At 31.4% G+C, this 23,613-nt stretch carries 22 protein-coding genes, 1 tRNA gene and 13 pseudogenes; 28 read left to right on the top strand and 8 right to left on the bottom strand.

The window, feature by feature from the left end:
• Positions 1 to 73: 73 nt before the first annotated feature.
• The 7 genes and pseudogenes from spoIIAA (at position 74) to PL321_RS13795 (ending at position 4,257) form a co-directional block, all read left to right on the top strand.
• A pseudogene (gene spoIIAA / locus PL321_RS13825) lies at positions 74 to 408 on the top strand (anti-sigma F factor antagonist).
• Positions 409 to 420: 12 nt separating this feature from the next.
• Entirely contained in the window at positions 421 to 846 is a 426-nt protein-coding gene (gene spoIIAB, locus PL321_RS13820; protein ID WP_273962411.1) for an anti-sigma F factor, read from the top strand.
• A gap of 15 nt (positions 847 to 861) precedes the next feature.
• A complete protein-coding gene (sigF, locus tag PL321_RS13815) occupies positions 862 to 1,692 on the top strand; it encodes an RNA polymerase sporulation sigma factor SigF (protein WP_273962410.1) in 831 nt (276 codons plus the stop codon).
• A 136-nt stretch (positions 1,693 to 1,828) separates the two neighbouring features.
• A pseudogene (gene spoVAC, locus PL321_RS13810) lies at positions 1,829 to 2,286 on the top strand (stage V sporulation protein AC).
• 15 nt (positions 2,287 to 2,301) lie between these two features.
• Positions 2,302 to 3,307, top strand: a pseudogene (gene spoVAD, locus PL321_RS13805) (stage V sporulation protein AD); the annotation flags it as partial.
• A gap of 12 nt (positions 3,308 to 3,319) precedes the next feature.
• Positions 3,320 to 3,675 (top strand): annotated as a pseudogene (spoVAE, locus tag PL321_RS13800) (stage V sporulation protein AE).
• A gap of 84 nt (positions 3,676 to 3,759) precedes the next feature.
• Positions 3,760 to 4,257, top strand: a complete 498-nt coding sequence (locus PL321_RS13795; RefSeq protein ID WP_337961175.1) for a stage V sporulation protein AE — start codon at positions 3,760 to 3,762, stop codon at positions 4,255 to 4,257.
• A gap of 49 nt (positions 4,258 to 4,306) precedes the next feature.
• Here PL321_RS13795 and PL321_RS13790 read toward each other — a convergent pair whose 3' ends face one another.
• The 4 genes and pseudogenes from PL321_RS13790 to PL321_RS13775 all read right to left on the bottom strand — a co-directional run bounded on the left by PL321_RS13790 (position 4,307) and on the right by PL321_RS13775 (position 6,550).
• A complete protein-coding gene (locus PL321_RS13790; protein ID WP_273962409.1) occupies positions 4,307 to 4,690 on the bottom strand; it encodes a hypothetical protein in 384 nt (127 codons plus the stop codon).
• Between the two features lie 110 nt (positions 4,691 to 4,800).
• Positions 4,801 to 5,727 (bottom strand): transglycosylase domain-containing protein, encoded by a 927-nt coding sequence (locus tag PL321_RS13785; protein WP_273962408.1) that lies wholly within the window; start codon positions 5,725 to 5,727, stop codon positions 4,801 to 4,803.
• Positions 5,697 to 5,900, bottom strand: a complete 204-nt coding sequence (locus PL321_RS13780) for a hypothetical protein (RefSeq protein WP_273962407.1) — start codon at positions 5,898 to 5,900, stop codon at positions 5,697 to 5,699. Before PL321_RS13780 ends, PL321_RS13785 begins: the two co-directional genes overlap by 31 nt.
• A gap of 24 nt (positions 5,901 to 5,924) precedes the next feature.
• Positions 5,925 to 6,550, bottom strand: a pseudogene (locus PL321_RS13775) (transglycosylase domain-containing protein).
• A gap of 314 nt (positions 6,551 to 6,864) precedes the next feature.
• On the opposite strand from PL321_RS13775, the pseudogene PL321_RS13770 reads away from it, so the two are divergent.
• A pseudogene (locus PL321_RS13770) lies at positions 6,865 to 8,285 on the top strand (glycosyltransferase family 2 protein).
• Positions 8,286 to 8,354: 69 nt separating this feature from the next.
• Positions 8,355 to 8,993, top strand: a complete 639-nt coding sequence (gene yunB / locus PL321_RS13765; RefSeq protein WP_273962406.1) for a sporulation protein YunB — start codon at positions 8,355 to 8,357, stop codon at positions 8,991 to 8,993.
• A gap of 18 nt (positions 8,994 to 9,011) precedes the next feature.
• Here the strand turns inward: yunB and hpt are convergent.
• Positions 9,012 to 9,517: pseudogene (gene hpt, locus PL321_RS13760) on the bottom strand (hypoxanthine phosphoribosyltransferase).
• Positions 9,518 to 9,805: 288 nt separating this feature from the next.
• Here hpt and hflX point away from each other — a divergent pair.
• A pseudogene (gene hflX / locus PL321_RS13755) lies at positions 9,806 to 11,612 on the top strand (GTPase HflX).
• A 53-nt stretch (positions 11,613 to 11,665) separates the two neighbouring features.
• A tRNA-Gln gene (locus PL321_RS13750) sits at positions 11,666 to 11,740 on the top strand.
• 109 nt (positions 11,741 to 11,849) lie between these two features.
• Here the strand turns inward: PL321_RS13750 and PL321_RS21595 are convergent.
• Together PL321_RS21595 and PL321_RS13745 are read right to left on the bottom strand one after the other, a co-directional pair.
• A complete protein-coding gene (locus PL321_RS21595; RefSeq protein WP_443110793.1) occupies positions 11,850 to 12,212 on the bottom strand; it encodes a hypothetical protein in 363 nt (120 codons plus the stop codon).
• Between the two features lie 56 nt (positions 12,213 to 12,268).
• Positions 12,269 to 12,862 (bottom strand): alkaline phosphatase family protein, encoded by a 594-nt coding sequence (locus PL321_RS13745; protein ID WP_273962405.1) that lies wholly within the window; start codon positions 12,860 to 12,862, stop codon positions 12,269 to 12,271.
• 107 nt (positions 12,863 to 12,969) lie between these two features.
• On the opposite strand from PL321_RS13745, the gene PL321_RS13740 reads away from it, so the two are divergent.
• The 8 genes and pseudogenes from PL321_RS13740 (at position 12,970) to PL321_RS13700 (ending at position 17,939) form a co-directional block, all read left to right on the top strand.
• Positions 12,970 to 13,638, top strand: a complete 669-nt coding sequence (locus tag PL321_RS13740; protein WP_273962404.1) for a hydrolase — start codon at positions 12,970 to 12,972, stop codon at positions 13,636 to 13,638.
• 315 nt (positions 13,639 to 13,953) lie between these two features.
• The gene (locus PL321_RS13735; RefSeq protein WP_273962403.1) at positions 13,954 to 14,259 is read left to right on the top strand and encodes a hypothetical protein; all 306 of its coding nucleotides are present in this window, start codon (positions 13,954 to 13,956) and stop codon (positions 14,257 to 14,259) included.
• Positions 14,260 to 14,710: 451 nt separating this feature from the next.
• On the top strand, positions 14,711 to 15,583 hold the full coding sequence (locus PL321_RS13730; RefSeq protein ID WP_337961174.1) for a nucleotidyltransferase domain-containing protein: 873 nt from the start codon (positions 14,711 to 14,713) through the stop codon (positions 15,581 to 15,583).
• A gap of 46 nt (positions 15,584 to 15,629) precedes the next feature.
• A complete protein-coding gene (locus PL321_RS13725) occupies positions 15,630 to 15,863 on the top strand; it encodes a DegV family protein (protein ID WP_273962402.1) in 234 nt (77 codons plus the stop codon).
• Positions 15,821 to 16,463 (top strand): annotated as a pseudogene (locus tag PL321_RS21590) (DegV family protein). Before PL321_RS13725 ends, PL321_RS21590 begins: the two are co-directional and overlap by 43 nt.
• 17 nt (positions 16,464 to 16,480) lie before the next feature.
• A complete protein-coding gene (locus tag PL321_RS13710; RefSeq protein WP_273962401.1) occupies positions 16,481 to 16,630 on the top strand; it encodes a hypothetical protein in 150 nt (49 codons plus the stop codon).
• Positions 16,631 to 16,665: 35 nt separating this feature from the next.
• Positions 16,666 to 16,791: a hypothetical protein gene (locus tag PL321_RS13705; protein ID WP_273962400.1), complete on the top strand. Its 126-nt coding sequence runs from the start codon at positions 16,666 to 16,668 to the stop codon at positions 16,789 to 16,791.
• 14 nt (positions 16,792 to 16,805) lie between these two features.
• Positions 16,806 to 17,939: an aminotransferase-like domain-containing protein gene (locus tag PL321_RS13700; RefSeq protein ID WP_273962399.1), complete on the top strand. Its 1,134-nt coding sequence runs from the start codon at positions 16,806 to 16,808 to the stop codon at positions 17,937 to 17,939.
• Between the two features lies 1 nt (position 17,940).
• On the opposite strand, the gene PL321_RS13695 is transcribed toward PL321_RS13700, so the two are convergent.
• A complete protein-coding gene (locus PL321_RS13695; RefSeq protein WP_273962398.1) occupies positions 17,941 to 18,135 on the bottom strand; it encodes a DUF1858 domain-containing protein in 195 nt (64 codons plus the stop codon).
• Positions 18,136 to 18,605: 470 nt separating this feature from the next.
• On the opposite strand from PL321_RS13695, the gene PL321_RS13690 reads away from it, so the two are divergent.
• From PL321_RS13690 to ruvB, 9 genes and pseudogenes are all read left to right on the top strand, one after another.
• Entirely contained in the window at positions 18,606 to 18,803 is a 198-nt protein-coding gene (locus PL321_RS13690; protein WP_273962397.1) for a HEAT repeat domain-containing protein, read from the top strand.
• Between the two features lie 98 nt (positions 18,804 to 18,901).
• Positions 18,902 to 19,537, top strand: a pseudogene (locus PL321_RS13685) (YigZ family protein); the annotation flags it as partial.
• A gap of 198 nt (positions 19,538 to 19,735) precedes the next feature.
• Positions 19,736 to 19,903: a CoA-binding protein gene (locus PL321_RS13680; protein ID WP_273962396.1), complete on the top strand. Its 168-nt coding sequence runs from the start codon at positions 19,736 to 19,738 to the stop codon at positions 19,901 to 19,903.
• A 124-nt stretch (positions 19,904 to 20,027) separates the two neighbouring features.
• A pseudogene (locus tag PL321_RS13675) lies at positions 20,028 to 20,767 on the top strand (YebC/PmpR family DNA-binding transcriptional regulator).
• A gap of 141 nt (positions 20,768 to 20,908) precedes the next feature.
• The gene (locus tag PL321_RS13670) at positions 20,909 to 21,397 is read left to right on the top strand and encodes a BofC C-terminal domain-containing protein (RefSeq protein WP_273962395.1); all 489 of its coding nucleotides are present in this window, start codon (positions 20,909 to 20,911) and stop codon (positions 21,395 to 21,397) included.
• Positions 21,398 to 21,469: 72 nt separating this feature from the next.
• Positions 21,470 to 21,954, top strand: a pseudogene (gene ruvC, locus PL321_RS13665) (crossover junction endodeoxyribonuclease RuvC).
• An 18-nt stretch (positions 21,955 to 21,972) separates the two neighbouring features.
• Positions 21,973 to 22,344, top strand: a complete 372-nt coding sequence (ruvA, locus tag PL321_RS13660) for a Holliday junction branch migration protein RuvA (protein ID WP_273962394.1) — start codon at positions 21,973 to 21,975, stop codon at positions 22,342 to 22,344.
• Positions 22,345 to 22,352: 8 nt separating this feature from the next.
• Positions 22,353 to 22,571 (top strand): RuvA C-terminal domain-containing protein, encoded by a 219-nt coding sequence (locus tag PL321_RS13655; protein ID WP_273962393.1) that lies wholly within the window; start codon positions 22,353 to 22,355, stop codon positions 22,569 to 22,571.
• A gap of 10 nt (positions 22,572 to 22,581) precedes the next feature.
• A pseudogene (ruvB, locus tag PL321_RS13650) lies at positions 22,582 to 23,600 on the top strand (Holliday junction branch migration DNA helicase RuvB).
• Positions 23,601 to 23,613: the final 13 nt, after the last annotated feature.

Below are 23,613 nucleotides of genomic sequence, written 5' to 3'. Positions count from 1 at the left end.
ACAAAGTGGAAAATGGTGTATAGAAAGGTTTGATGCCTATAAATTAAAAATAATCAATTTTTGGGGGATGGGTATGCAACTTAAATTTAATGTTGAAGAAGGTTGCTTGATTGTTGAGATGCACGGTGAGCTTGACCACCACTCAGCAGAAGGGGCAAGAATAAAAATTGATAATAAAATTGAAGAGCTTGGCATTAATAAATTAATATTTGATTTTTCAGGGGTTAATTTTATGGATAGTTCAGGCATAGGGGTTATAATTGGAAGATATAAAAAATTAAAGGACTATGATGGAAAGGTAGCTGTTGTAAATTTAAAGCCTCAGATAAAAAGATATTTGAATTGAGTGGTTTGTTTAAAATTTTACGTGAGTTTGAAACAACAAAAGAGGCTCTTTTAAATCTATGATGGGGGGATATTATGTTTAGAAATGAAATGAAACTTGAATTCCCAAGTAAATCAGTTAATGAGTCCTTTGCAAGAGTTGTAGTAGCAGCTTTTGCATCACAGCTTGACCCTACTTTAGAGGAGCTTTCAGATGTAAAAACAGCAGTATCTGAGGCTGTTACCAATGCGATAATTCACGGTTATGAGGATACAGAGGGTATTGTAACTTTAAGATGTAAAATAGAAGATAATAAATTGGTTATAGAAGTTGAAGACAATGGTAAAGGAATTGAAAATGTTGAACTTGCAAGGCAGCCTCTTTATACTTCAAGGCCTGAGCTTGAAAGGTCAGGTATGGGCTTTACGGTTATGGAAACATTTATGGACAGTGTAGAAGTGCATTCGGAACCTGGGAAGGGAACTAAAGTAATTATGACAAAAACTTTTAAATCGGCCTGATGTATGGGGGAAAATATGAAAGAGGGTTTGGAGGATGTAAAAGTTAATTCTCAAGAGGACTTTAGGGAGCTCATATTAAAAAGCCAAGCAGGGGATAAAGAGGCGGAGGAAAAGTTAGTAAAGAGTAATATTGGACTTGTAACAAGTATAGTAAAAAGATTTTTAAATAGAGGATATGAATATGAGGATTTATTTCAGATTGGATGTATAGGTCTAATAAAGGCTATTAAAAAGTTTGATATTTCCTATGATGTAAAGTTTTCTACATATGCTGTACCTATGATACTCGGTGAAATAAAAAGGTTTATGCGTGATGACGGTATAATAAAGGTAAGTAGAAGTGTGAAGGAAACTGCAAGAAAAGTTAAATTGGCAAAGGATAAGTTAGCAAAAGAGTATGGGAGAGAAGCTACAATTGAAGAGATTGCAAATGAGCTGAGTATAACAACAGAAGAAGTTATACTCAGTATGGATAGTATGAATTCACCTGAATACCTATATGATACAGTACACCAAGATGATGGTGCAGCGGTTCTTTTGATAGATAGAGTGAGTGAAGATAAGGACTATGGTGAAGATATAGTTGACAAAGTGGCATTAAAGGAACTTATACAAAATTTAGAACCAAGAGATAGGCAGGTAATCTTTTTAAGGTATTTTAAGGATTTAACTCAAAGTCAAATTGCTGAAATATTAGGTATATCACAGGTTCAGGTTTCAAGAATTGAAAAAAGAGTTTTAACCTATTTAAAAAGGCAATGGAATAAGCTATATTCCATTGCCTTTTGTTTTAATTTTATAACTTTTGGAGAAAATATTAATGGAGGTGTAGAGAATGTATTATAAGGCAAAAAAGTAGACGTTATTAATTTTAAACAACCTGAGGATAAAGAACATCGATTTGATTATAATAACACATCCTTTAATATGATGGCAGCATTAAGAGGACAAGGTGAAAACATAAAGGATGGCAGGTGATTTTATGGAACATACAAACGAAGAAAGATTGAAAAAGAATTTCAGGATATGGTCAAAAAAGTGCTCCAAGTTCAAATTTTGTAAAGGATTGCTTGGCAGCCTTTGTTGTAGGAGGATTTATTTGCGTTATAGGTCAATTTGTTATGAACTTTTTATTGGTATTGGAATTCCTAAAGAGGATGTAGGATATTATGTAGCTACTATAATGGTTTTTTAGGTGCATTTTTAACAGGAATTGGTGTTTACGATAATATTGGAAAGTTTGCAGGGGCAGGTTCAATAGTTCCTATAACAGGATTTTCAAACTCAATTGTTGCACCAGCTATGGAGTTTAAAAGAGAAGGGTTTGTCTTTGGCGTTGGTGCAAAAATGTTTGTTATTGCAGGGCCTGTTTTGGTGTACGGCATTTCAAGTTCTGTAATAGTAGGAATTATATACTACATAATAAATTTGTTTAAATAAGGAGGAGATGAAATTATGGGGGAAAATAAGAGAATAGGAGAGCAAACTATTGCCTTTAAAAATCCTCCATCTATTATATCAACAGCAGCAATTGCAGGGCCAAAGGAGGGAGAAGGACCACTTAGAGATTATTATGACGTTATTTTAGATGATGATTTATTTGGTGAAGAAACTTGGGAAAAGGCAGAAAGTAAAATGCAGAAGGAGGCAGTTAGATTAGCTTTAGAAAAGCTAAAAATAGACGAAAAGGACATAGATTATATATTTGCTGGTGATTTACTTAATCAGCTTATGGCCTCCAGTCTTGCGGCAAGAGATTATAAAATTCCATTTTTGGGCTTTATGGTGCGTGTTCGACCCTTACAGAGTCAATGAGCCTTGCATCTATGGCAGTAGATGGAGGTTATGCAGATTATGTAATAGCTTCAACCTCAAGTCACTTTTGTTCTGCAGAAAGGCAATTTAGGTTTCCATTAGAACACGGAAATCAAAGGCCTCCTACATCCCAATGGACTGTTACAGGTGCAGGAGCTGCTGTTATATCAAGTAAAGGTAATGGACCCTTTATTACCCACGTTACAACAGGAAGAGTTGTAGATTTTGGAATAAAGGATGCAAATAATATGGGAGCAGCTATGGCACCAGCAGCAGCTGATACTATTTTAAGACATTTTAAGGATACAGGCAGAACAAATAGGGATTATGATTTGATTATAACTGGAGACTTAGGAAAAGTAGGAATGGAACTTACTTTAGAAATAGTTAAAAAGCAGGGGTTTGATATGAGTACAAACTACTCTGACTGTGGTGTAAAGGTGTTTGATTTAACACAACAGGATGTACACTCAGGCGGAAGTGGATGTGGTTGTTCTGCTATTGTATTTTGTGGATACCTTTATAAACAGATTGTAGAGGGAATTTGAATAGAATACTATTAATTTCAACAGGTGCACTTTTGAGTCCAACAAGTACAATGCAGGGTGAATCAATTCCTGGTATTGCACACGCTGTTGCAATAGAAAGGGAGTGTAAGATGGATTATTTAAGGGCATTTATAGTTGGAGGAACAATATGCTTAATAGGACAAATATTAATGGATAAAACAAGTTTAACTCCAGCAAGGATATTGGTAAGTTTTGTTACAGCTGGAGTAATACTTGGAGCCATAGGCATATATGAACCTATAGTTGAATACGGTAAGGCTGGTGCTACAGTACCACTGCCTGGTTTTGGATACTCTCTTGCAAAGGGAACTATTAAGGAAGTTGAAAAATATGGTTTAATAGGTGCATTTACAGGAGGAATAAAAGCAACCTCTGCAGGTATAGCAGCAGCCATATTTTTGGATATTTAATGGCAATAATATTTAATCCAAAGGCTAAAAGTTAGGAGTGATACTTTGAAAAAGAAGGTTATTATTGTGACAGACGGAGATTTGGTTGCACAGAGGGCAGTAGAGGCTGCTGCAAAAATATAGGTGGTAGATGTATATCAAGGTCAGCAGGAAATCCAACACCCATATCGGGTAGAGAAATTGTAGAATATATAAAACAGGCAAAGTATGATCCTGTAGTTGTTATGGTAGATGATAGAGGCGATACCCATAAGGGTGATGGAGAAGAGGCGATGGAATATATACTAAATTGTGGAGAAGTAGATGTATTAGGTGTTATTGCTGTAGCATCTAATACAAATGGTGTAAGAGGAATAAAGGTTGATTATTCAATAGACAGAAACGGAAATATAGTTAAAAAGGGTGTAGACAAAAGTGGACTTGCAAAAGAGGATAAAATAGTTAAAGGAGATACGGTAGATGTATTAAATGATAAAAGAGCTCCTATAATAATTGGGGTTGGAGACATAGGTAAAATGGATGGATTTGACAATGTTGAAATAGGGGCACCTATTATAACAAAGGCTATGGAAGAGATTATAAGAAGAAGTGATAGAGCTGATTCAAAGAGGATGTAAAAGCTAAAGAAACCGTAAGGTTTCTTTAGCTTTTGGAGTAAATTTAATACTATCGTGTAGGCGGAGGAGTTGTATTTGCATTATTATTGTTATTATTATTTTCTTGGTTACCGCCTTGATTATATGTTTGACCTTGTTGGTCTTGAGTATTTTGTTCTGTATTTTCATTATTTGAACCTTCATTATTTATATTTTCATTATTATTCTCATCATTTATACCATCATTATTTTGTTCATCATTAGGTACAGGAATTGGTGATAAATGTATATCACAATATTCAGTAGGTTCCGTTCCACTTAAATAATATTCAACGTATTTGTTTGGGCAAGTTTCTGTAGCAAGCTTTCCGCTTTGAGCACAAATAACAGCCTCAACAACGTTATCTGGTCTGTTGAACTGTTTAATAGGAAGACCTCTGTGGGCCTCAAGCATAATAGCCTTCCATATAGGAGTTACGTTTGCACTTGATACTTTAATATAGCTAACTTCAGGCTCCCTTGTTGAACCTACCCATACAGCACAACTATAATAGGGTGTAAATCCTACAAACCATCCATCCAGATTTTTTCGGTTGTACCTGTTTTTCCACCTGTTGGCATAGCACCTAAATCTGCACTTTTAGCAAGACCATTTTTAACAACACTTTGAAGTAACTGATTCATTACAAAGGCAGTATCTTGGGATATAGCTCGTCTTTGCACTGCTTCCTTTTCAAGTATAACATTACCGTTTCTATCTTCAACCTTTGTATATAAAATAGGAGAGGAAATTATTCCATTGTTTGCAAAGGCAGTATAGGCAGCTGCCATTTCGATAGGCCTTGCTCCATAGGTTAATTGGCCCAGTGCAAGAGTAGCGTAGCTTTTATCATCCTTAACAAGTGTAGTTAATCCAAATTTTTTAGTTGCATAATTAAAGCTAATATCTTTTCCGAGCCTATATAGTATTTTAGTTGCAATTGTATTTTTAGATTGTTCAAGTGCATATCTTACAGTTACAGGCCCAACGCATTTATTATCATAGTTATTCGGAAACCAATTTTTTCCAGTAGCATTATAAATTTCAATAGCTTCTTCATCATCTCTCGAATCATTTATTATTGTTGAAGGTGTTATAATTTTATTTTCTATAGCAGGTGTGTAAACTGTTAATGGTTTAATTGAAGAACCTGGAGGCATTTTTGCGTTTTCACCTGCTGCATAGTTAAAGGAACCAGCACTAAGTCCACGGCCACCAATTAAAGCTCTAACCTCTCCATTTAAATCCATTATAACCGCAGCAGCTTGAGGATTTGGTTTTGCATTTTCATTTTCTTTTAGTTTTTGTTTGTCTATTTTTACAGGTATGTTTTTATAAAATTTTTCATTATTTATTATTTCTTGAGCCTTTTCTTGAAGTCGAGTGTCAATTGTTAAATAAACCTTGTATCCGCCGTTTTTTAGTTTTTGTTTCGCATCCTTTTCATCCATATCATACTTTTTGCAAAGTCTTCAGCTATTTCATCTAATGCAGCTTCTATAAACCAATGGTATTTTGAATAGTTACTGGTTAGTTTTGTTTTTTCTTTATTTAAACTTGATACAATGTCTTCATTTAAAGCATTTTGATATTCTTCATTAGAAATATAGCCATTTTCATACATCTTTTTAATACAGTTTTTGACGGCTTAAATAGTTATCAGGATTTTCTTTATTTTTTTACTATATGGGTTATAGATACCTGGATTTTGTGTTATTGCTGCAATAAAAGCAGCTTCAGCAATTGTAACATCTTCTACATCCTTATCAAAGTAATACCTTGAAGCTTCCTGAACTCCATATATATTAGGACCAAGGTATATTGTATTTAAATATGCCTCTAAAATCTGGTCTTTACTCAGTTTTCTTTCAATTTGAACTGCAAGATACATCTCTTGTATTTTTCTTACGTAGCTTTTCTTTTGTGTTAAAGCATAATTTCTAACCAGCTGTTGAGTAATGGTTGAACCACCCTGCGATTTTGACTTTGACTTTAAATTTGCTAACATTGCTCCAAAAATTCTTTTACATCTATTCCGTGGTGTTTAAAAAAACGCTCATCTTCGATAGAAACATAAGCATATTGTAAATGTTTAGGTATTTGTTTAATTGATACTATCTTTCTGTTTTCACCACTATGCCAGTTAGCAATAGGATTTCCATCCTTATCATAAAACTCAATAGATTGTTTTAAATTATCAAGTATATTAACGTCGATTTCAGGTACTTCACTAACTATTTTAATTACAGCTCCTATTGCAGCTGCACTTAACATAAGAGCTACAATAATAAAAATTAACAATATATTCTTTAGAATGCTTCCTTTTTTCGTTTCTTTTTAGCCATAGTAAACCTCCTTTAGAGTCAACTTACTTACATTATATCATTATACAATATTTAATTCTACAATATAAACATATTGATGTTTTTTTAAATGTAAAAGAATTATTAATAATATTTTAAGTGCCTTTATTTAAAAGATAAATAGCATTATAATCTAATAGGTGCTAAGAATAATAACAATATTAATTGTTAAACCTAATTTTAGAGTGATATTGAATTAAAGCAAAATAATTGGAGGAGTCGACAATGAAGGAATTTATTTTTAATGCAACGTTTGTGTTTCAAATAATAGTTTTTATAATTTCATCATACTATATGATAATCTCCTTTTATGGGTTAAGGCTAAAAAAGGAAGATAATAATGAGGTAGAGCCACAAAAGTCCTTTGCATTAATAGTAGCAGCCCATAATGAAGAGATGGTTATAGCACAAATAGTGGAGAGTTTAAAAAATTTAGATTATCCAAAGGAGCTATACGATATTTTTGTAATAGCAGATAATTGTACAGACAATACAGCAAAAATAGCCAGGGAACACGGGGCTCAGGTGTTTGAGAGGTTTGATTCTACAAAACGTGGTAAGGGATATGCACTTGAGTGGATGTTTAACAATATATTTGAAATGGATAAAAAATATGATGCGGTAGTTGTATTTGATGCAGATAACTTAGCTTCAAGAAACTTCTTAAAGGAAATGAATAAAAAACTTGTTTCAGGATATAAGGTTGTTCAAGGATATATAGATAGTAAAAATCCAAATGACTCTTGGATTACACATTCATATTCAATAGCCTTCTGGAGTGCAAATAGACTTTTCCAAGCTGCAAGATGGAAATTAGGACTTTCTAATCAAATAGGTGGAACAGGATTTTGTGTAGACACAGAACTTCTTAAGAGATTTGGTTGGGGAGCAACTTGTTTAACAGAAGACTTAGAGTTTACCTGCAAACTTGTTTTAAATGGATATAAGGTTGGATGGGCACATACTGCTGTTATATATGATGAAAAACCTTTGACTTTAAAACAATCTTGGAACCAGAGAAAAAGATGGATGCAGGGATTTGCAGATGTAGCAACAAGGTACTTTACTAAACTTATGAAAAAGGCAATTAAAGATAAAGATTTTGTTGCCTTTGACTGTGCACTATACACAGTTCAACCTTTTATAATTCTTTTATTAGGTATGTCTTTGATACTAACTTATTTACAAACTCATTCAGAGAAGGGATTAAATATATTTATAATTCAGTATTTATTTACACCGATAGTATGGAAGCTGTTTAGTGTATTTCAATTTATGTTTACACCAATTGTAATGGCACTTGAAAGAAAGCTATCTAAAAAGATGTTGGCGTTTTTAGGACTTTATTCACTAAATGTATTTTTAATGGATAGAGTAATTACAAGAGGAGATAACATAATAAAAATATCATTATTAAATTTAGCGTATATAGGTATAGTGTCAGCTGCTATATTAAGTGTTGAAGGACTCAAAGGATTTAAGGTGTATGTATGGTATTTGTTGTATGGTATTTATACAATAACTTGGATACCAATAACAGTACAAGGTATAATAGATAAAAACAAAAAGAATGGAGCCATACTAAACATACAAGACAAATCAGTATTAATGAAATAGAAGGAATTGATGGTTCAACAGCTGCATAAGAAGTTGCGATTGCAACTTCTTTTTTATATTATATACATAAATTTTAATAGAAATGAATTTAGGAGGAAATGATGAAGTTTTTTAAAAGGGTATCTTTAATATTATTAATATTATTTATTTTATTTCTTATAAATATCTATTTTTTAGATAGGGCATTAAAACCAATAGTTTTAGCATATTGTGATGCAGAGGCAAGGGCTATTGCTCTTGAAACAATAAATGAAACTATAAGAACTGAGTTTAAAAACAAAATATCCTATGATGACATTATAACAGTAAAAACAGATAAAGATGGGAATATAGTTATGATACAGGCAAATTCAGTTGAACTTAATAGGATAGGTTCTGAAATTTCACTTTCTGTTCAGGATAGGATAAGAAATATTGAAGGAAGAAAGGGTTCAATACCATTAGGAGTAGTTTTAAAAAATGACATTCTTGCAAACTACGGACCTAAAATTCCCTTTAAAATGAAACCTGTAGGTTCAGTTAATACAAATTATAGATCAGAATTTCAAGCAGCAGGAATAAACCAAACACGACATATTATATATCTTGATATTAAGGCAAGCGTTCAAGTTATTGTACCCTTTGCAAGAAACAATGTATCAGTTATTACAAGTGTACCAATATCAGAAAGTATAATAGTAGGTAAAGTTCCAGAGACCTATGCAAATTTAGATTTTATGAAGGATATAACAAAATAAGTCTGCAAAATTGCAGACTTATTTATTTTCCCAATTGAATATATATGGTTTATTTCTATAATAATCTCCATAGTTTAGACCATATCCTACTACAAAAACGTCAGGAATCGTAAAGCATTTATAATCAGGCGTTAATTCAACTTTTCTTCTTTCTGGCTTATCTAAGAGAACACAGGATTTGATACTTGCAGGATTATATTTTTTAGATATTCCATAACAAACTTCATTGTTATACCAGTATCCACAATGTCATCAACAACAAGAACATCAAAGCCTTCTATATTATCTGCAATTTCGTGTACTACTTTAACATTTCCTGATGATTCTTCACTATGTCCATAGCTTGATGTGGTCATAAATCCTATTTTAACAGGAACTGATATGTGTCTTACTAAATCGGCAGTGAAAATAAAACTTCCTCTAAGTAGTGATAGAACATAAAGTTTTTTATCTTTATAATCATTTGAAATAATAGCACCAAGTTCAGCAACCTTTGATTGAATTTCATCTGCTGTTATTAATATGTTTTCCTTTTATTTTCCATCACTTTCCCTCCATTAAATTTGTATATTAAAGATAATATAAAATATTGTTTAAAAAAGTCAAGAATTCAAGGGTAAAATTTAATCAGACTAATCTATAATGTTTTTATTATTATGCAAAAATAATAAATTTTTATTGATTGCTTACAAACATTAAAGAAGCTCTGATTATGAAGAAACACTTATGAACAACAAATTTGTTATATCTTGAGAGGTTAAAGGGTTGATGATATAATTAATACTTAGTACATCTTAAAAGGGGATGATTATATGATATATGGAAACACAGAAGGTTTAAAGAAACAATATATAAATAGACTTGAGGAACTATATGAATTAAATTGTGAAAAAGATATTTTAATTTCATCCAATATTTTGGAAATAGTTTGTGAAATATCACAAGCAATAGGTCGTGAAGTGGCAGTATACATAAATAGAAGAGGGAAAATAGTAAATGTTTTAGTAGGTGATAATTTTACTGCACCACTTGAGTTTATGAGCGAAAAAGAAGCGAAAGAGGGTTAAACGGAATACGTTGCATACATACTCATTTATCAGATGATTCAAGATTATCAGTACCTGATGTTACAGCTTTAATTGAAATGAAATTTGATACAATGGTAGCAGTTGCCGTAGTAGATGGAAACCCCAAAAGTTTTTCCTTTGGCTATTTAAAGGTAGAGGATGGGTTGATAAAAAATGAGGCCTTTGTGGAAGGACCATATAGTATAGAAGATATGGAAAATATACGTTTTTCAGATATTGTAAATGAAATAGAAAACAAATAGAAAATATAGCTCACGAAGTACAAAAGAGTGAAAAAGAAAGGGTAATTTTGGTGGGCTGTAGATCAGAAGACGGATATTCTGTTGAAGAATCATTAGATGAATTGCAGGAACTTGCAGAGACTGCTGGAGCTTTCGTTGTTCATAAGGTTATTCAAAATAAAGCTAAAATAGATCCAGCCTATTATATAGGTTCTGGTAAAGCAAGGGAAATAGCACTTCTAAGACAAAGTTTAATGGCAGATACTATTATATTTGATGATGAATTAAATGGAGTTCAGACAAGAAATCTTGAAGAGGTTATTGGCTGTAAAGTCATAGATAGAACAACATTGATATTAGATATATTTGCACAGCGTGCAAAATCAATGGAGGGAAAACTTCAGGTTGAACTTGCACAGTTAAAATACAGATTACCAAGACTTATAGGGTTAGGTCACGTTTTATCGAGAACCGGTGGTGGAATTGGAACAAGAGGCCCAGGAGAGAAAAAATTGGAGATAGATAAAAGACATATACGTGAAAGAATTTACGACTTAGAAAACGAATTAGAAAGAGTTAAAAAAATAAGAAGTGTTCAAAGAGAAAGAAGAAAACAAAATGAAATACCTGTTGTTGCCTTTGTTGGTTACACAAATGTTGGAAAGTCGACGCTAAGAAATAAACTTTGTGAGCTTTATGGAAAAGACAAAGAGAAGGTTCTTGAAGCAAATATGCTTTTTGCAACACTTGATACAACAACAAGAATTATTACATTACCAAGTGGCAGAGATGTACTTTTTTCAGATACTGTAGGTTTTATTAGAAAACTTCCTCACGATTTAGTTGAAGCCTTTAAATCAACACTTGAAGAGGTTGTGGAAAGTGATTTAATAGTTCACGTGGTTGATGGTTCAAATGAAAACGCAATGGTTCAAATAGAAACAGTAAATAGAGTTTTAAAGGAAATTGGAGCACAAAATAAAGAAATGATTTTAGCTATCAATAAAATAGATGCTGCTAAGGAAGAAAATTTATGTGCAATTAAGGCAAAATATCAAAACACTGTTGAAATTTCGGCACTTAAGGAGATTAATTTAGATTTGTTTTTAAAAGAAGTAGAGAAAAGAATATTTTCTTCTATTATTCAAGAAACAATACTTGTACCTTATAAAGATGCAAGAATTGTATCAGAACTACATTCTTTAAATTGTATTAAAAGAGAGGAATACAAAGAAGAGGGGATTGAGATATTAGTAGAGGCCACAGAGGATATAATTAATAGATATAAGAAATATTTACAAATTGATTAGTTGCATATTGAAAAATTTACAAATCTTATATATAATAATTTATGTAAGGTTAATGCCGAGTCGCCAAATGGTAAGGCACCTGACTCTGGATCAGGCACGTGTGGGTTCGAGTCCTACCTCGGCAGCCATTTAGAAATTTGGGTAGAGATTGTTAATTTTATGAAAATCTCTACCTTTTTTATTATTTATATGGTAAAATTTAATTAATTAATTATCTGAAAGTTCGATATATTTTTATTAAAATTTAAGTTTTAGTAAATGAATAAAATAAAAATAAATGATAAGTTGAACTGTAAGTAGTATATTTGTTATAAAAAGGGATAAATTTAAATTGTATTCAAAGGAGAGCATAGGGTTTATAATGTGTGCTTTTCTTATTGGAAATATATTGTCATTTTCAATAAGAGAATTTCCTGTCATATATATAGTTTTAGGAATTCCTAATAAATCGCATAGGGTAGGTGCAATATCTATTTGTTTTATATACTTTGGTAATTTTAGTTTGGTGTTGTTGCTTATAAAAATAAAAGGAGTTAGAAATGTATTTTCTTCATAATTAGTGTGTCCTCCAAAATTTTGATGTCCGTGGTCAGAGGTTATTATAATATCATAATTATTTGTATTTAATAGTGTATATAGATTATATATATCAGAGTCTATCTTTTTGAAGTTTCTCTATATTGTATAGAATTCCCTCCATAAGAATGTCCAGAATTATCTACTGACATAGGGTGAACTATTAAAAAATCAGGTCTATAACTCTTAATTAAATAAATTGCATCTTGGAAGGTAGTACCATCTCTAATAAAATATGTTCTTTTATAGTAAAATGTAAAGGGGAAAAGTTCATCTATCCAAAAATATCCACAGAGAGCAGTTTTTAGGTTTTGTTTTATTGCTAAATCCGATACAGATAATATTGGTGAAGGCATATGTTGATTATTTGATGAAATACCACTAATGTTGGTAGGAGCACCAGTTAAAATTCGCATATAGCCAGCCCTTGATAAGGTTGGTTTGTCAGAAATAGAAACAGTAAATTGAGCATTATTATTTTTTATTAACCCTTCGACAAAAGGCATATTGCTAATAGCATCTAATCTTAGACCGTCTACAATAATTAAACAAACTTTTTTATTAGTAGGTTTTGAATTTGATGTTATATCATAAAAGGTATATTTAAACAAAGATATTGTAGAATTTATTATTAATATATATAATAATAAAGTTAATTTTATATTGTTAGGCATAAAATCATCTCCTGTTTGTTTAATATTAATTTTTGTAAAAGTAAATATTTTATTTTATAGATTTAAAGGCTTATTTGCTTAAGATATTTAAAAAGGGAGGTATTATAATGAATGGTAAATTTATACCTGAAATTAAGGGTTCGTTAAGAAGTCATTTGATTGAAGTTCCTCCAGTTATTAGAGAAGCAAGTGGTATAGTTATTTTTGGGAAAAGAATAAAATCATTGGTTTTTACAACCGATGTTGCAATAATAAGAAATACAAATGCAGATGCTGTTATTGCTGTTTATCCCTTTACTCCACAGCCTGTAATTACTCACGCAATAATGCAGTCGGCTGATGTTCCTGTGTTTTGCGGTGTAGGTGGAGGAATAACAACAGGTAAAAGAGTTGTCAATTTAGCCCTTGACGCTGAATTTCAAGGTGCAATAGGAGTTGTTGTTAATGCACCAACTTCAAATGAAACAATAAAATTGATGAGAGAAACTATAGACATACCTATTGTTGTTACTGTAGTCTCAGAAAGGGAAAACTTTAAGGAAAGACTTGAGGCAGGTGCAACTATATTTAATGTTTCAGGTGCAAAGAATACTGCAAACATTGTAAGAAGAATAAGAGAACAGTTCCCAACTGTACCAATAATTGCAACAGGTGGACCGACAGAAGAAACAATAAGAGAAACTATACTTGCAGGAGCAAATGCTATATCATATACTCCACCTACAACTGTTGAAATTTTTGGTAAGATAATGGATAGATATAGAGAGACTTTTTAAATAAAAAACACCAGTATGGTGTTTTTTATTTAATGTTGTATAAAAAATAAAATAATGAATATATTTAATTAAAGGAAAGGAGGAGTAAAAAATGAAAAGAAAATATGTGTATTACTCTTTTTATTAATATTTAGCACAATAACAATAGTAACAGCCCATAAACCAATATTTGAAAAAAGGGATACAACAATTACATCTCCAATAACAATTGATAATCATACCATTTCATATGCTATCTATGTTTCACTTGATGATAAAAATGATGTAGATTTTTATGAATTTGAAGGGAAGGAAGGGGAAAACTTTTATATAGAAATGCTTGTTCCCAAAATAAAAAAGAATATAGGGTTTGAACCTAATTTTGCAATAATAAGCAAAGAATTTTCAGTAAAACACGACGTGCCTTTTAATGTTCCTAAAGGTTATGGAGTAATAAATGTTGTATACCCTAAGGACTACAACAATGAGTTTTATGAGAAGTTTACTCAGACAAAATATATTAAGGCACAATCTATAAATGGTATTATAAACAAAAGTGGTAAGTATATAATTGCGGTATATTCTACTACAAAGGGTGGAAAATACACTCTTGCCATTGGTAAAAAGAAAATTTTGGGCTAAAGGATTTTTTACTTTTCCCTATGTTTATTTTAAAGTAAAGTACTTTTTAGCCCTGTATTTACATCATTAGGTTTGGCTTCTATTGTAATATTCATAGTTGGGTTAATTCGAATCAAAAGATTTAGGAGATGATAAAATGTTTGTATGTCCAGTATGCAATGGTATTATTGATTATGTGGCTATATGTCCAAGTTGCAAAAACCTATGAAGATATTGGATAAGGTTGAATATTATTATGATGATTATGCTTTAAATCTTGAACAAAAACATTAGAGGAAGCAAAGGATATATATTGCAATCACTATTGTTTTTGTGAAGGTTGTAATAAAACTATTATAGTTAAAGTAGATAAAGTTAAAGAATAAATTGTTTGTTTCTATTTTTTTGCTATAATTATATAAAATTTTTTAGTTTAAACTATTAAAGTTGGGGGTGGAGTGATGAACATAAGATTATATCAAGAGGCGTATTTAAGTGTAGAAAAAAGTTAAAGTCAAACTCAAATATATTGTGTGCGATGATATATGGGAGCTTGGTAAATGGTGATATATGGGAGAAATCGGATATTGACTTTTTCGTTATTACAAAGGAACAAAATAAGAATGAAATAATACAAACAAGGTATGCAAATATAAAGATTAATATTCAATATGTATCAAGGGATATATTTATAGAAGAGTACAACAATTATTTAAAGGGTGGAACTTTCCATAAAGCGGTTTTTAGTGGAAAGATATTGTTTTGCTTAGATAATGAATTAATGATGGTATTAAATGAAATAAAATTTTATACAGATAGAGAAAGAAATATAAGAAATATAGAAATACTATCAAATCTGTTAAATTCAATTCATTACGTAAATAAATACTTAATAACACATAAATATGAAACAGCCTATCAATGGTGTGTAGACCTTATAAAATATTATGCCCGTCTTTTAATGAGTGTAAAGGGACATATGACAGATAAAGATATACTATCCTTTGCAGTGAATATGGACTTATCAGTTAAGGATATGTTTGATGAATTGACAGAAGGCGGAGATATTAAACAAAGAGTAGAAAAAGTTTTAAGGATGGCGGAAGATTTTATTGAAGATAATATAGAAGTTTTATGTACTCCAATTATAGAAGTTTTAAAAACAACACAAAGACCTTTATCTGTTCAAGAAATAAGGAGTTTACCACTATTTAAGCAAATTGATGGAGACTTAAGTAAGGTTCTAAACAAGTTGGCTGAAAAAGGAATAATTAATGAGATAACAAGAAAATATACAACTTATGGTGAAGAATACCTAATAGATGAGATTGTATATACAGCATAGGTTGATGTATAATAATACTTGTTACTAATAAACAGGAGGTAATATTATGAAAAGTATAAAAATATTTGCAGATAGTGCCTGTGATTTGGACTTGGATTATCTAAAGGAATTAGATGTTGAAATGATACCTATGACTGTAGCCTTTGGGGATGAAATATATGAAGATAGAGTTACAATTACAACAAAGGAGTTTTATGAAAAGTTAAGGACTAAAAGGATTTACCTAAAACATCTCAGATACCTCCTTCAAGATTTGTTGAAGCTTTTAAAGAGTATTTAGAAAAGGGATATCATATTCTATATATAGCATTTTCTTCAAGATTAAGTGGTACGTATCAATCAGCGTGCATTGCAAAGGATATGCTTGAAACCGAGGACATTACAGTTATTGATTCAAAGGGAGCCTCTGTTGGTTTAGGTTTAATCGTAAGAGAAGCAGCTTTAATGGTTAAACAAGGTAAAACATTGCAGGAGATTGTAGACAGGGTAATATATATGAGGGATAGAATGGAACATATTTTTGCGGTTGGAAATCTTGATATGTTAAAAGAGGAGGAAGAATTTCAACAGCACAGGCGGCAATTGGAACTCTTTTGAATGTAAAGCCAATTCTACAATTTAGTGATGGATACATAATCCCTTATGATAAGGTAAGGGGGAGAAGGGTATAATTAAAAAGGTTATTGAAACAATGAAGGAAAGAGGATACGACTTAGAAAACCAAGTAATAGGTATGAACTTTTCTAACAATATTGATTTTTGTATGCAACTTAGGGATGAAATACAAAAGGAGTTTAACATTAAGGAATTTGTAATATATGAAATCGGTGCAGCAATAGGAAGCCACGTTGGAGAAGGGACAACATCAGTTTTCTTTTAAGAAAGTAGAGGGATTATATGAAGAAGCACTATCCTATATCGGTAAATAAAAATAGCGTAGAACCTCTATATGTACAGGTTTTTGAGGAATTTAAAAAATTAATAGAGATAGGAACTTTAAAGGCAGATGAAAAACTTCCATCTATAAGGGAACTTTCAAAAGTATAGGAGTTAATAATGTTACAATTGTTAATGCTTATAGAATGCTTGAACAGGAAGGTTTAGTTTATTCAAAGGTTGGAAGTGGAACCTTTGTTAGAGGCAATAAAATTTCAAAACAAGAAACTCATACAAAAATAGAATATAAAAAAATGAAGATACAAAGGTAAATCTATCCAATTCAATGCCAAATCCAAACTATTTTCCTGTAGAAGAATTTAAAAATGTTATAAATGAGGTATTAGATAGAGATGGTGGGTTTGCCTTTACATATCAAGAACCCAAGGGATATCTTCCCCTTAGAGAGAGTTTGCGTGAATATTCAAAGGAGATGGGGATAGAAGCAAATATAAACGATATAAGTATTATATCTGGAGCACAGCAGGGTATAGATATTATTTCAAAAACCCTTTTAAAGTTTGGTGATAATGTTGTTGTCGAATGCCCAACTTATACTGGAGCTGTTGCTGTGTTCAGGTCAAGAGGAGCCAATGTTATAGAAGTACCAATTGAGCAAGATGGGATTAATTTAGGTATTTTAGAGGATGTTGCTAAAAAGAATAAAATAAAATTGTTATACATAATGACAAATTTTCAAAACCCTACTGGCTATACATACTCAGAGGATACAAAACTCAATCTTATTTATTTAGCAAACAAATATGGTTTTTATATAATTGAAGATGATTATATGTCTGAATTAAGGTTTTATGGAGAAAGTACCCTTCCCATAAAATCTATTGACAAAAACAATAGAGTTATCTATTTAAAAAGTTTTTCAAAGATTTTTATGCCTGGTATAAGATTGGGATACATAATATCTCCTAATAATATGAGTATGGATATACAAAGTGTAAAGTATTCAACAGATATATCAACTTCTGGCCTTATGCAGAGGGCCTTCGATTTATATTTAAGAAAAAGATTATGGCATAAACATATAAACTTTTTAATAGGTAAATATAAAGATAAATACGATTTTGTAGTTAAATACATTAAAGAAAATGCTAATTTTATAGATTTTGTAGAACCTAATGGAGGTATAAACCTGTGGTGCAAAATTGATATGGATTCATCTATATATGCAAGTCTATTAAAGGATGAAGGGATAACAATTGCACCAGGCAGTGCATTTTATTTAGATGATATAAATACCAATTACTTTAGGATGAGTTTTGGTACTTGTAGTAAGGAAGAATTGAAGTTTGCAATAGAGAAAATGAAGGAAGTTTATTTTAAATGTAAAAAGGTAATATTTTTAAATTTATATAATAAAAAGTGCCTTGAAACAAAGTTCTTGGCACTTTTTATGTATTAAATTACTTCTTTATTGCTTCATTTAAGTCCTTTACCATAGCTTCAACATCGATACCGTGAGCAAGAGCACCTTGTTCAAGGGTTTCGAATCTTGCAGCCATACAACCTAAGCAGTGCATTCCATACTTGAAGAATACATCAGCTGTTTCAGGATACTTGTTAACTATTTCTATTATTCCCATATCCTTAGTTATCATTGTTTACACCTCCAACATTGATAAATTTCTTTAAATATATTATCATATTAAATTGATAATTACAAATATGTTTATGTAAAATTAGGTGATATTATGAAGAATTTATCTTGGGATAATATTGATTTATTAAGTGATGCTGATATTAGCTATCTTCTTTATAAAGAAGGAAAAAGTATTAATGTCATATCAAAAATCAGGGGATTGATAAAATTACAGTTGAAAGACAAATAATAGAATGTAGAATTAAATATAGAACACAGGAATTAGGCGAAAATCCACAGAAGATAATTAACAACTTATTTAAGTGTAATAAAAAGAAAGAGTTCTTCTTCTTGAGGAGTTAGATGATGAAAAAGAAGGGCTATTGAAAAGTATGCTATTGAAAATCTTTTTCAGTCACAAGAGATGAATGTCTTTTCCTTATATGGTTACTTGGAGAATTGAAATCCAAAAGAGCTATTCAGTCTATTATGACCTTTTTAAAATGCACCGATGGTAATATAAAAAGAATATGTTGTTCATCCTTAGGTAAAATAGAGGCTAAGGAATCAGAGGACGCCTTGATTTCTGTTCTGACAGATAAAAGACCTCAGGTTAAACAATATGCAATAAAGGCACTTGGAAAAATAAAAAGTAAAAGTCAGTCAAATATTTACAAAATATATTGAAGGATAAAAATGAAAAGGAATATGTTATAAAAGCAGCAGAGACAGCTATAAAGGAAATTGAAGGGAGTAATTGTAATGGCTAAGGATTTTTTACGGTAAAAAGACAAGTAGAAGTAGAGATGGAGGAAAGACGTTCTATTTTTATCTGTAACATAAAAAGGGTTTTAAATGAAGATGAAGCAATGAGCTTTATAAATGAAATAAAAACAAAATATAAGGATGCAACCCACAATGTTTATGCCTATATCACTAACAATGGAATTTCAATGAGATATTCTGATGATGGAGAACCACAGGGTACTGCAGGGCCGCCAGTGCTTGAGGTTTTAAAGAGAGAAAATTTGAATAATGTTGCAGTTGTCGTAACGCGATATTTTGGTGGAATTCTCTTAGGTGCTGGTGGACTTGTAAGAGCCTATGGGGCATCCTGCAAGCAGGGTGTGGATGCAGCAGGTAAAGTTAGGGAATCAGAAGCAGTGGTATTTGAAATTGCTTGTGATTATGATAAATATGGGAAACTAAGTAACTACTTAAGTAAAAGAAATATAATAATAAAAAATACAGAGTTTACTGAAATAGTAACTTTAGAAATAATGGCATTTAACAATGAATTTCAGAAAATTCGACAAGATTTGATTGAAATGTTTAATGGTAATGATATAATAAAATTAAAAGAAGAAGGTGTTACCTGCTTTATTGATGAAGAGGGTAAGATTATGGAGGTGCCAGTATGATAGATGAATTTAAAAATAAAAAGATTTGGGCTGTAATAGGAAGTGTTTCAAATAAAGAAAAATTTGCTTACAAGATATATAATTTTTAAAGAACAAAGGATATGATGTTTATCCAGTAGATCCTTCTGGAAAGGAAGTTGATGGACAAAAACCTATGTTTCTCTTAAGGATTTACCAGAAAGTCCAGAGGCTATAAATATGGTTATAAATCCTGTAAGAGGTGAAAAATATATTGACGAGGCAGCGGAAGTTGGAATTAAATATGTTTGGTTTCAGCCAGGTGCTGAAAGCTTTGAGGTAATTGAAAAGGCAAAGAATTATGGAATGCAAGTTGTTCATAGTAAATGTGTTTTGGTTGAATTTTAATTTGCCATAGTAGTCAACTATTTTATAAATGGTGGCAGTTCACCTTAGAGCCCTCATATCTTGAAAATATGTAACTAACGTGGTAAAATATATATTCGGATTTTAAGTTAAGGGGGCAAAGAAAATGGCTGGTCATTCAAAATGGGCTAACATAAAGCATAGAAAAGGTAAACAAGATGCAATAAGAGCCAAAATATTTACAAAGCTGGGAAAAGAAATAGCTGTTGCAGTTAAGGAAGGTGGAGCAAATCCTGAAGCAAATTCAAGACTAAGAGATGCAATAGCAAAGGCTAAGGCAAATAATATGCCTATGGATAATATAGAAAGAGCCATAAAAAAGCTTCAGGAGAATTAGGAAATGTAAACTATGAGGAGATAGTTTACGAAGGATATGGTCCAAACGGTGTTGCAGTTATTGTGCAGGCACTTACTGACAACAGAAATAGAACAGCAAGTGAAGTAAGACATACATTTGAAAAGTATGGTGGAAATTTAGGTACAACAGGGTGTGTTTCCTTCTTATTTGAAAAGAAGGGAGTACTTATAGTGGAGAAGAAGGAAGATATTGATGAAGATGAACTAATGATGATGGCACTTGATTCTGGTGCAGAAGACTTTTCATCAGAGGAAGATGTTTATGAAATATTAACATCTCCAGAGGATTTCTCTACTGTAAGAGAAGCATTGGAAAAGAATGGAATAGAATTTGCATCAGCGGAAGTGTCAATGGTTCCAACAACATATGCAAGCATAAGTGGAGAAGCTGCAGAAAAGTTTGAAAAAATGCTTGATAAGCTTGAAGAAAATGACGATGTTCAAAATGTATGGCACAATGCAGAGTTCCCTGAAGGATGGGGAGAATAATTTTGGATAAATATGAATAAAATAGTATGTTATTGGTTATAATATCCCTCTAAGGAGGGATATTATGCTTTATAGAAGAGTTTACATATTCATAGCTATTATATTATTATCTATAGCAAGTTTTTTACAGGTTATTACACAATGCAAAGGTATGTTGAAAAACAAACCAAGAAGGATAATGTTGTCGCAAAAACAACCCTTCAATTGCCTGAAAATATAATAAATGAAAAGACAAAGATTATAAAAAAGGATGTTTATACAAAGGCAGGTTATTTTTCTCTTGAAGAAATAATTGTTCCTAATGAAGAACTACTTGGTGCTAACAAGGAATATGCAGAAAACTATTTTAGACGACAAGGATATAATGTTGAATATTTTACTTCAGAAAGGGTTGTTATTTCTAAGAATATTGATAATACTTGGCCACCAAATGTTTTTATAGCACTTGCAAACGAAGGAAAGGTATATATCTATCAAACAGATGAATATGGAAATTTAAAGTTAAAGGAAGAAACAGAAATAAATATAGAAAGCTTGCCTCAACAGGAGCAAGAAGATTTGAAAAGAGGAGTAATAAAACGAACTTATGAGGAGATGGAGGACTTTATACTTGAAGATTTAGATTCATAGGATGCAAAGACTTTGCATCCTCTTTTTTCTGCTATAATCAAATTCGAACAAATTTTCGTACAGGAGGATTATATGATAATATTAGGTGTAGATCCAGGTATTGCAATTGTTGGAATAGGTATTATAGAACATAAACAAAATAAATTTAATGTTTTAGAATATAGAGCAATTACTACTACAACAAAGAATACTGTGCCTCAAAGGCTTGAAATAATATATGATGAGCTAAATGAAATAATAAATACTTATAGACCAGATGCATTTGCTTTAGAAGAACTATTTTTTAATCAAAACGCAAAAACAGCAATTGTTGTAGGGCAAGCAAGAGGAGTGGCTGTTTTAGCAGCACAAAAAATAAAATACCTATTTACGAATATACTCCTCTTCAGGTTAAACAAGCAGTTGTAGGATATGGACGAGCTGATAAAAAGCAAATACAACAGATGGTAAAGATATTATTAAATTTAAAGGAAATACCAAAACCAGATGATGTTGCAGATGCACTTGCTATTGCAATTTGTCACGCACATACAAACAATATGAGCAATTTTTTATAATGAGATGAGGTGAAATATATGATATACTACATAAAGGGAATGATAGATGAAATTCTTGAGGATGGAGTTGTTTTAGATTGCAATGATATCGGGTATAAAATTTGTATGACCAATAGAGACATTCAAAAACTACATAACAAAATGGAAAAAGTTAAAATATATACCTATCAGCAAATTAAAGAGGACGAAAATGTACTCTTTGGTTTTTTAAATAAAGAAGAATTGAATATATTTAAAATGCTAATTTCGGTATCTGGAGTAGGACCAAAGGCTGCAATTTCAATTTTATCAACAGTTACTGCTTCTGATTTTATTTTAGCAGTAGTTACAAACAATGAAAAAATGATTGTAAAGGCACAGGGAGTAGGTAAAAAACTGCTCAAAGAATAATTTTAGAGTTGAAGGATAAGTTTAAAGATGTTGATTTAACACAAAGAGACCAGGATGAGGAACCTATAAATTTAAGCGGTCTGGATGAAAATGAGGCAATTGGTGCACTTATGGCCTTAGGTTATTCAAGAAAAGAGGCTTTTTATGCAGTTTCAAAGGTATTAAATCAAGCTAATTCAATTGAGGAAATAATAAAGCTTTCGCTTAAGGTGTTAATGAAAGGTTAGGTGAATATAGTTGGAGGATAGAATAGTAGCTTCAAACCTTAAATATGAAGATATAGATATTGAGGGAAGTTTAAGACCTAAAACATTGAGTGAGTATATAGGACAAAGTGAAGTTAAAGAAAAACTTGACATTTTTATAAAGGCGGCTAAAAATAGAAGAGAATCCTTAGATCACGTATTATTATATGGTCCTCCAGGATTAGGTAAGACAACTCTTGCTGCAATAATTGCAAATGAGATGGGAGCAGGGCTTAGAATTACGTCTGGACCTGCAATAGAAAAGGCGGGAGACTTGGCAGCTATTCTTACCAATTTAGGTGAGAATGATGTGCTTTTATTGATGAAATACATAGAATAAATAGGAGTGTAGAAGAAATATTATATCCTGCTATGGAGGATTTTGCACTTGATATAATAATTGGAAAGGGGCCCAGTGCTCGTTCAATAAGAATTGATTTACCAAGGTTTACATTAATTGGTGCAACAACAAGGGCAGGTATGCTTACTTCACCGCTTAGAGATAGATTTGGGGTAATATGCAGGCTTGAGTATTACAATGTTGAGGATTTAACACAAATAATTATGCGTTCCTCAAAGATATTAAAAACTGAAATTACTTTAGAGGGAGCAGCTGAAATAGCAAAAAGATCAAGAGGAACACCAAGAATAGCAAATAGATTATTAAAGAGGGTTAGAGATTTTGCAGAGGTTAAAGGTGATGGTGTTATAAATTATGAAATTGCCGTTAAGGCATTAGATATGTTAGATGTAGATTCATTAGGTTTAGATAATTTAGATAGGAAGATGCTTTTAACAATAATAAATAAATTTGGTGGAGGACCAGTTGGGCTTGAAACGTTATCCTACTGCATAGGCGAATCAAGCGATACTATAGAGGATGTATATGAGCCCTATTTATTACAGATTGGTTTTATAAGCAGAACCCCAAGGGGAAGAATAGCCACAGAAGCAGCATACAAACACTTAAATATACAAAAAATGATGAATAATAATTGTACTAATTACTAACTTTATATTTAGA

Origin of the sequence: Caloramator sp. mosi_1, from assembly GCF_028622835.1 — a bacterium.
Lineage (GTDB): Bacteria > Bacillota > Clostridia > Clostridiales > Caloramatoraceae > Thermobrachium.
This window is presented reverse-complemented; position numbering and strand designations above follow the sequence as displayed.

Excerpts from the sequence above, each read along its gene's own strand:
- PL321_RS13690 (WP_273962397.1), top strand. The coding sequence starts at position 18,606 with ATGACCTTTTTAAAATGCACCGATGGTAATATAAAAAGAATATGTTGT.
- PL321_RS13785 (WP_273962408.1), bottom strand. The coding sequence starts at position 5,727 with ATGGATGAAAAGGATGCGAAACAAAAACTAAAAAACGGCGGATACAAG.
- PL321_RS13740 (WP_273962404.1), top strand. The coding sequence starts at position 12,970 with ATGAATGGTAAATTTATACCTGAAATTAAGGGTTCGTTAAGAAGTCAT.
- ruvA (WP_273962394.1), top strand. The coding sequence starts at position 21,973 with ATGATATACTACATAAAGGGAATGATAGATGAAATTCTTGAGGATGGA.
- PL321_RS13745 (WP_273962405.1), bottom strand. The coding sequence starts at position 12,862 with ATGCCTAACAATATAAAATTAACTTTATTATTATATATATTAATAATA.
- yunB (WP_273962406.1), top strand. The coding sequence starts at position 8,355 with ATGATGAAGTTTTTTAAAAGGGTATCTTTAATATTATTAATATTATTT.
- PL321_RS13725 (WP_273962402.1), top strand. The coding sequence starts at position 15,630 with ATGAAAAGTATAAAAATATTTGCAGATAGTGCCTGTGATTTGGACTTG.
- PL321_RS13780 (WP_273962407.1), bottom strand. The coding sequence starts at position 5,900 with ATGTATGAAAATGGCTATATTTCTAATGAAGAATATCAAAATGCTTTA.
- PL321_RS13670 (WP_273962395.1), top strand. The coding sequence starts at position 20,909 with ATGCAAAGGTATGTTGAAAAACAAACCAAGAAGGATAATGTTGTCGCA.
- PL321_RS13680 (WP_273962396.1), top strand. The coding sequence starts at position 19,736 with ATGGTTATAAATCCTGTAAGAGGTGAAAAATATATTGACGAGGCAGCG.
- PL321_RS13700 (WP_273962399.1), top strand. The coding sequence starts at position 16,806 with ATGCCAAATCCAAACTATTTTCCTGTAGAAGAATTTAAAAATGTTATA.
- spoIIAB (WP_273962411.1), top strand. The coding sequence starts at position 421 with ATGTTTAGAAATGAAATGAAACTTGAATTCCCAAGTAAATCAGTTAAT.
- PL321_RS13735 (WP_273962403.1), top strand. The coding sequence starts at position 13,954 with ATGCTTGTTCCCAAAATAAAAAAGAATATAGGGTTTGAACCTAATTTT.
- PL321_RS13705 (WP_273962400.1), top strand. The coding sequence starts at position 16,666 with ATGCTTGAACAGGAAGGTTTAGTTTATTCAAAGGTTGGAAGTGGAACC.
- PL321_RS13710 (WP_273962401.1), top strand. The coding sequence starts at position 16,481 with ATGAAGAAGCACTATCCTATATCGGTAAATAAAAATAGCGTAGAACCT.
- PL321_RS13790 (WP_273962409.1), bottom strand. The coding sequence starts at position 4,690 with ATGCTTGAGGCCCACAGAGGTCTTCCTATTAAACAGTTCAACAGACCA.
- sigF (WP_273962410.1), top strand. The coding sequence starts at position 862 with ATGAAAGAGGGTTTGGAGGATGTAAAAGTTAATTCTCAAGAGGACTTT.
- PL321_RS13695 (WP_273962398.1), bottom strand. The coding sequence starts at position 18,135 with ATGATAACTAAGGATATGGGAATAATAGAAATAGTTAACAAGTATCCT.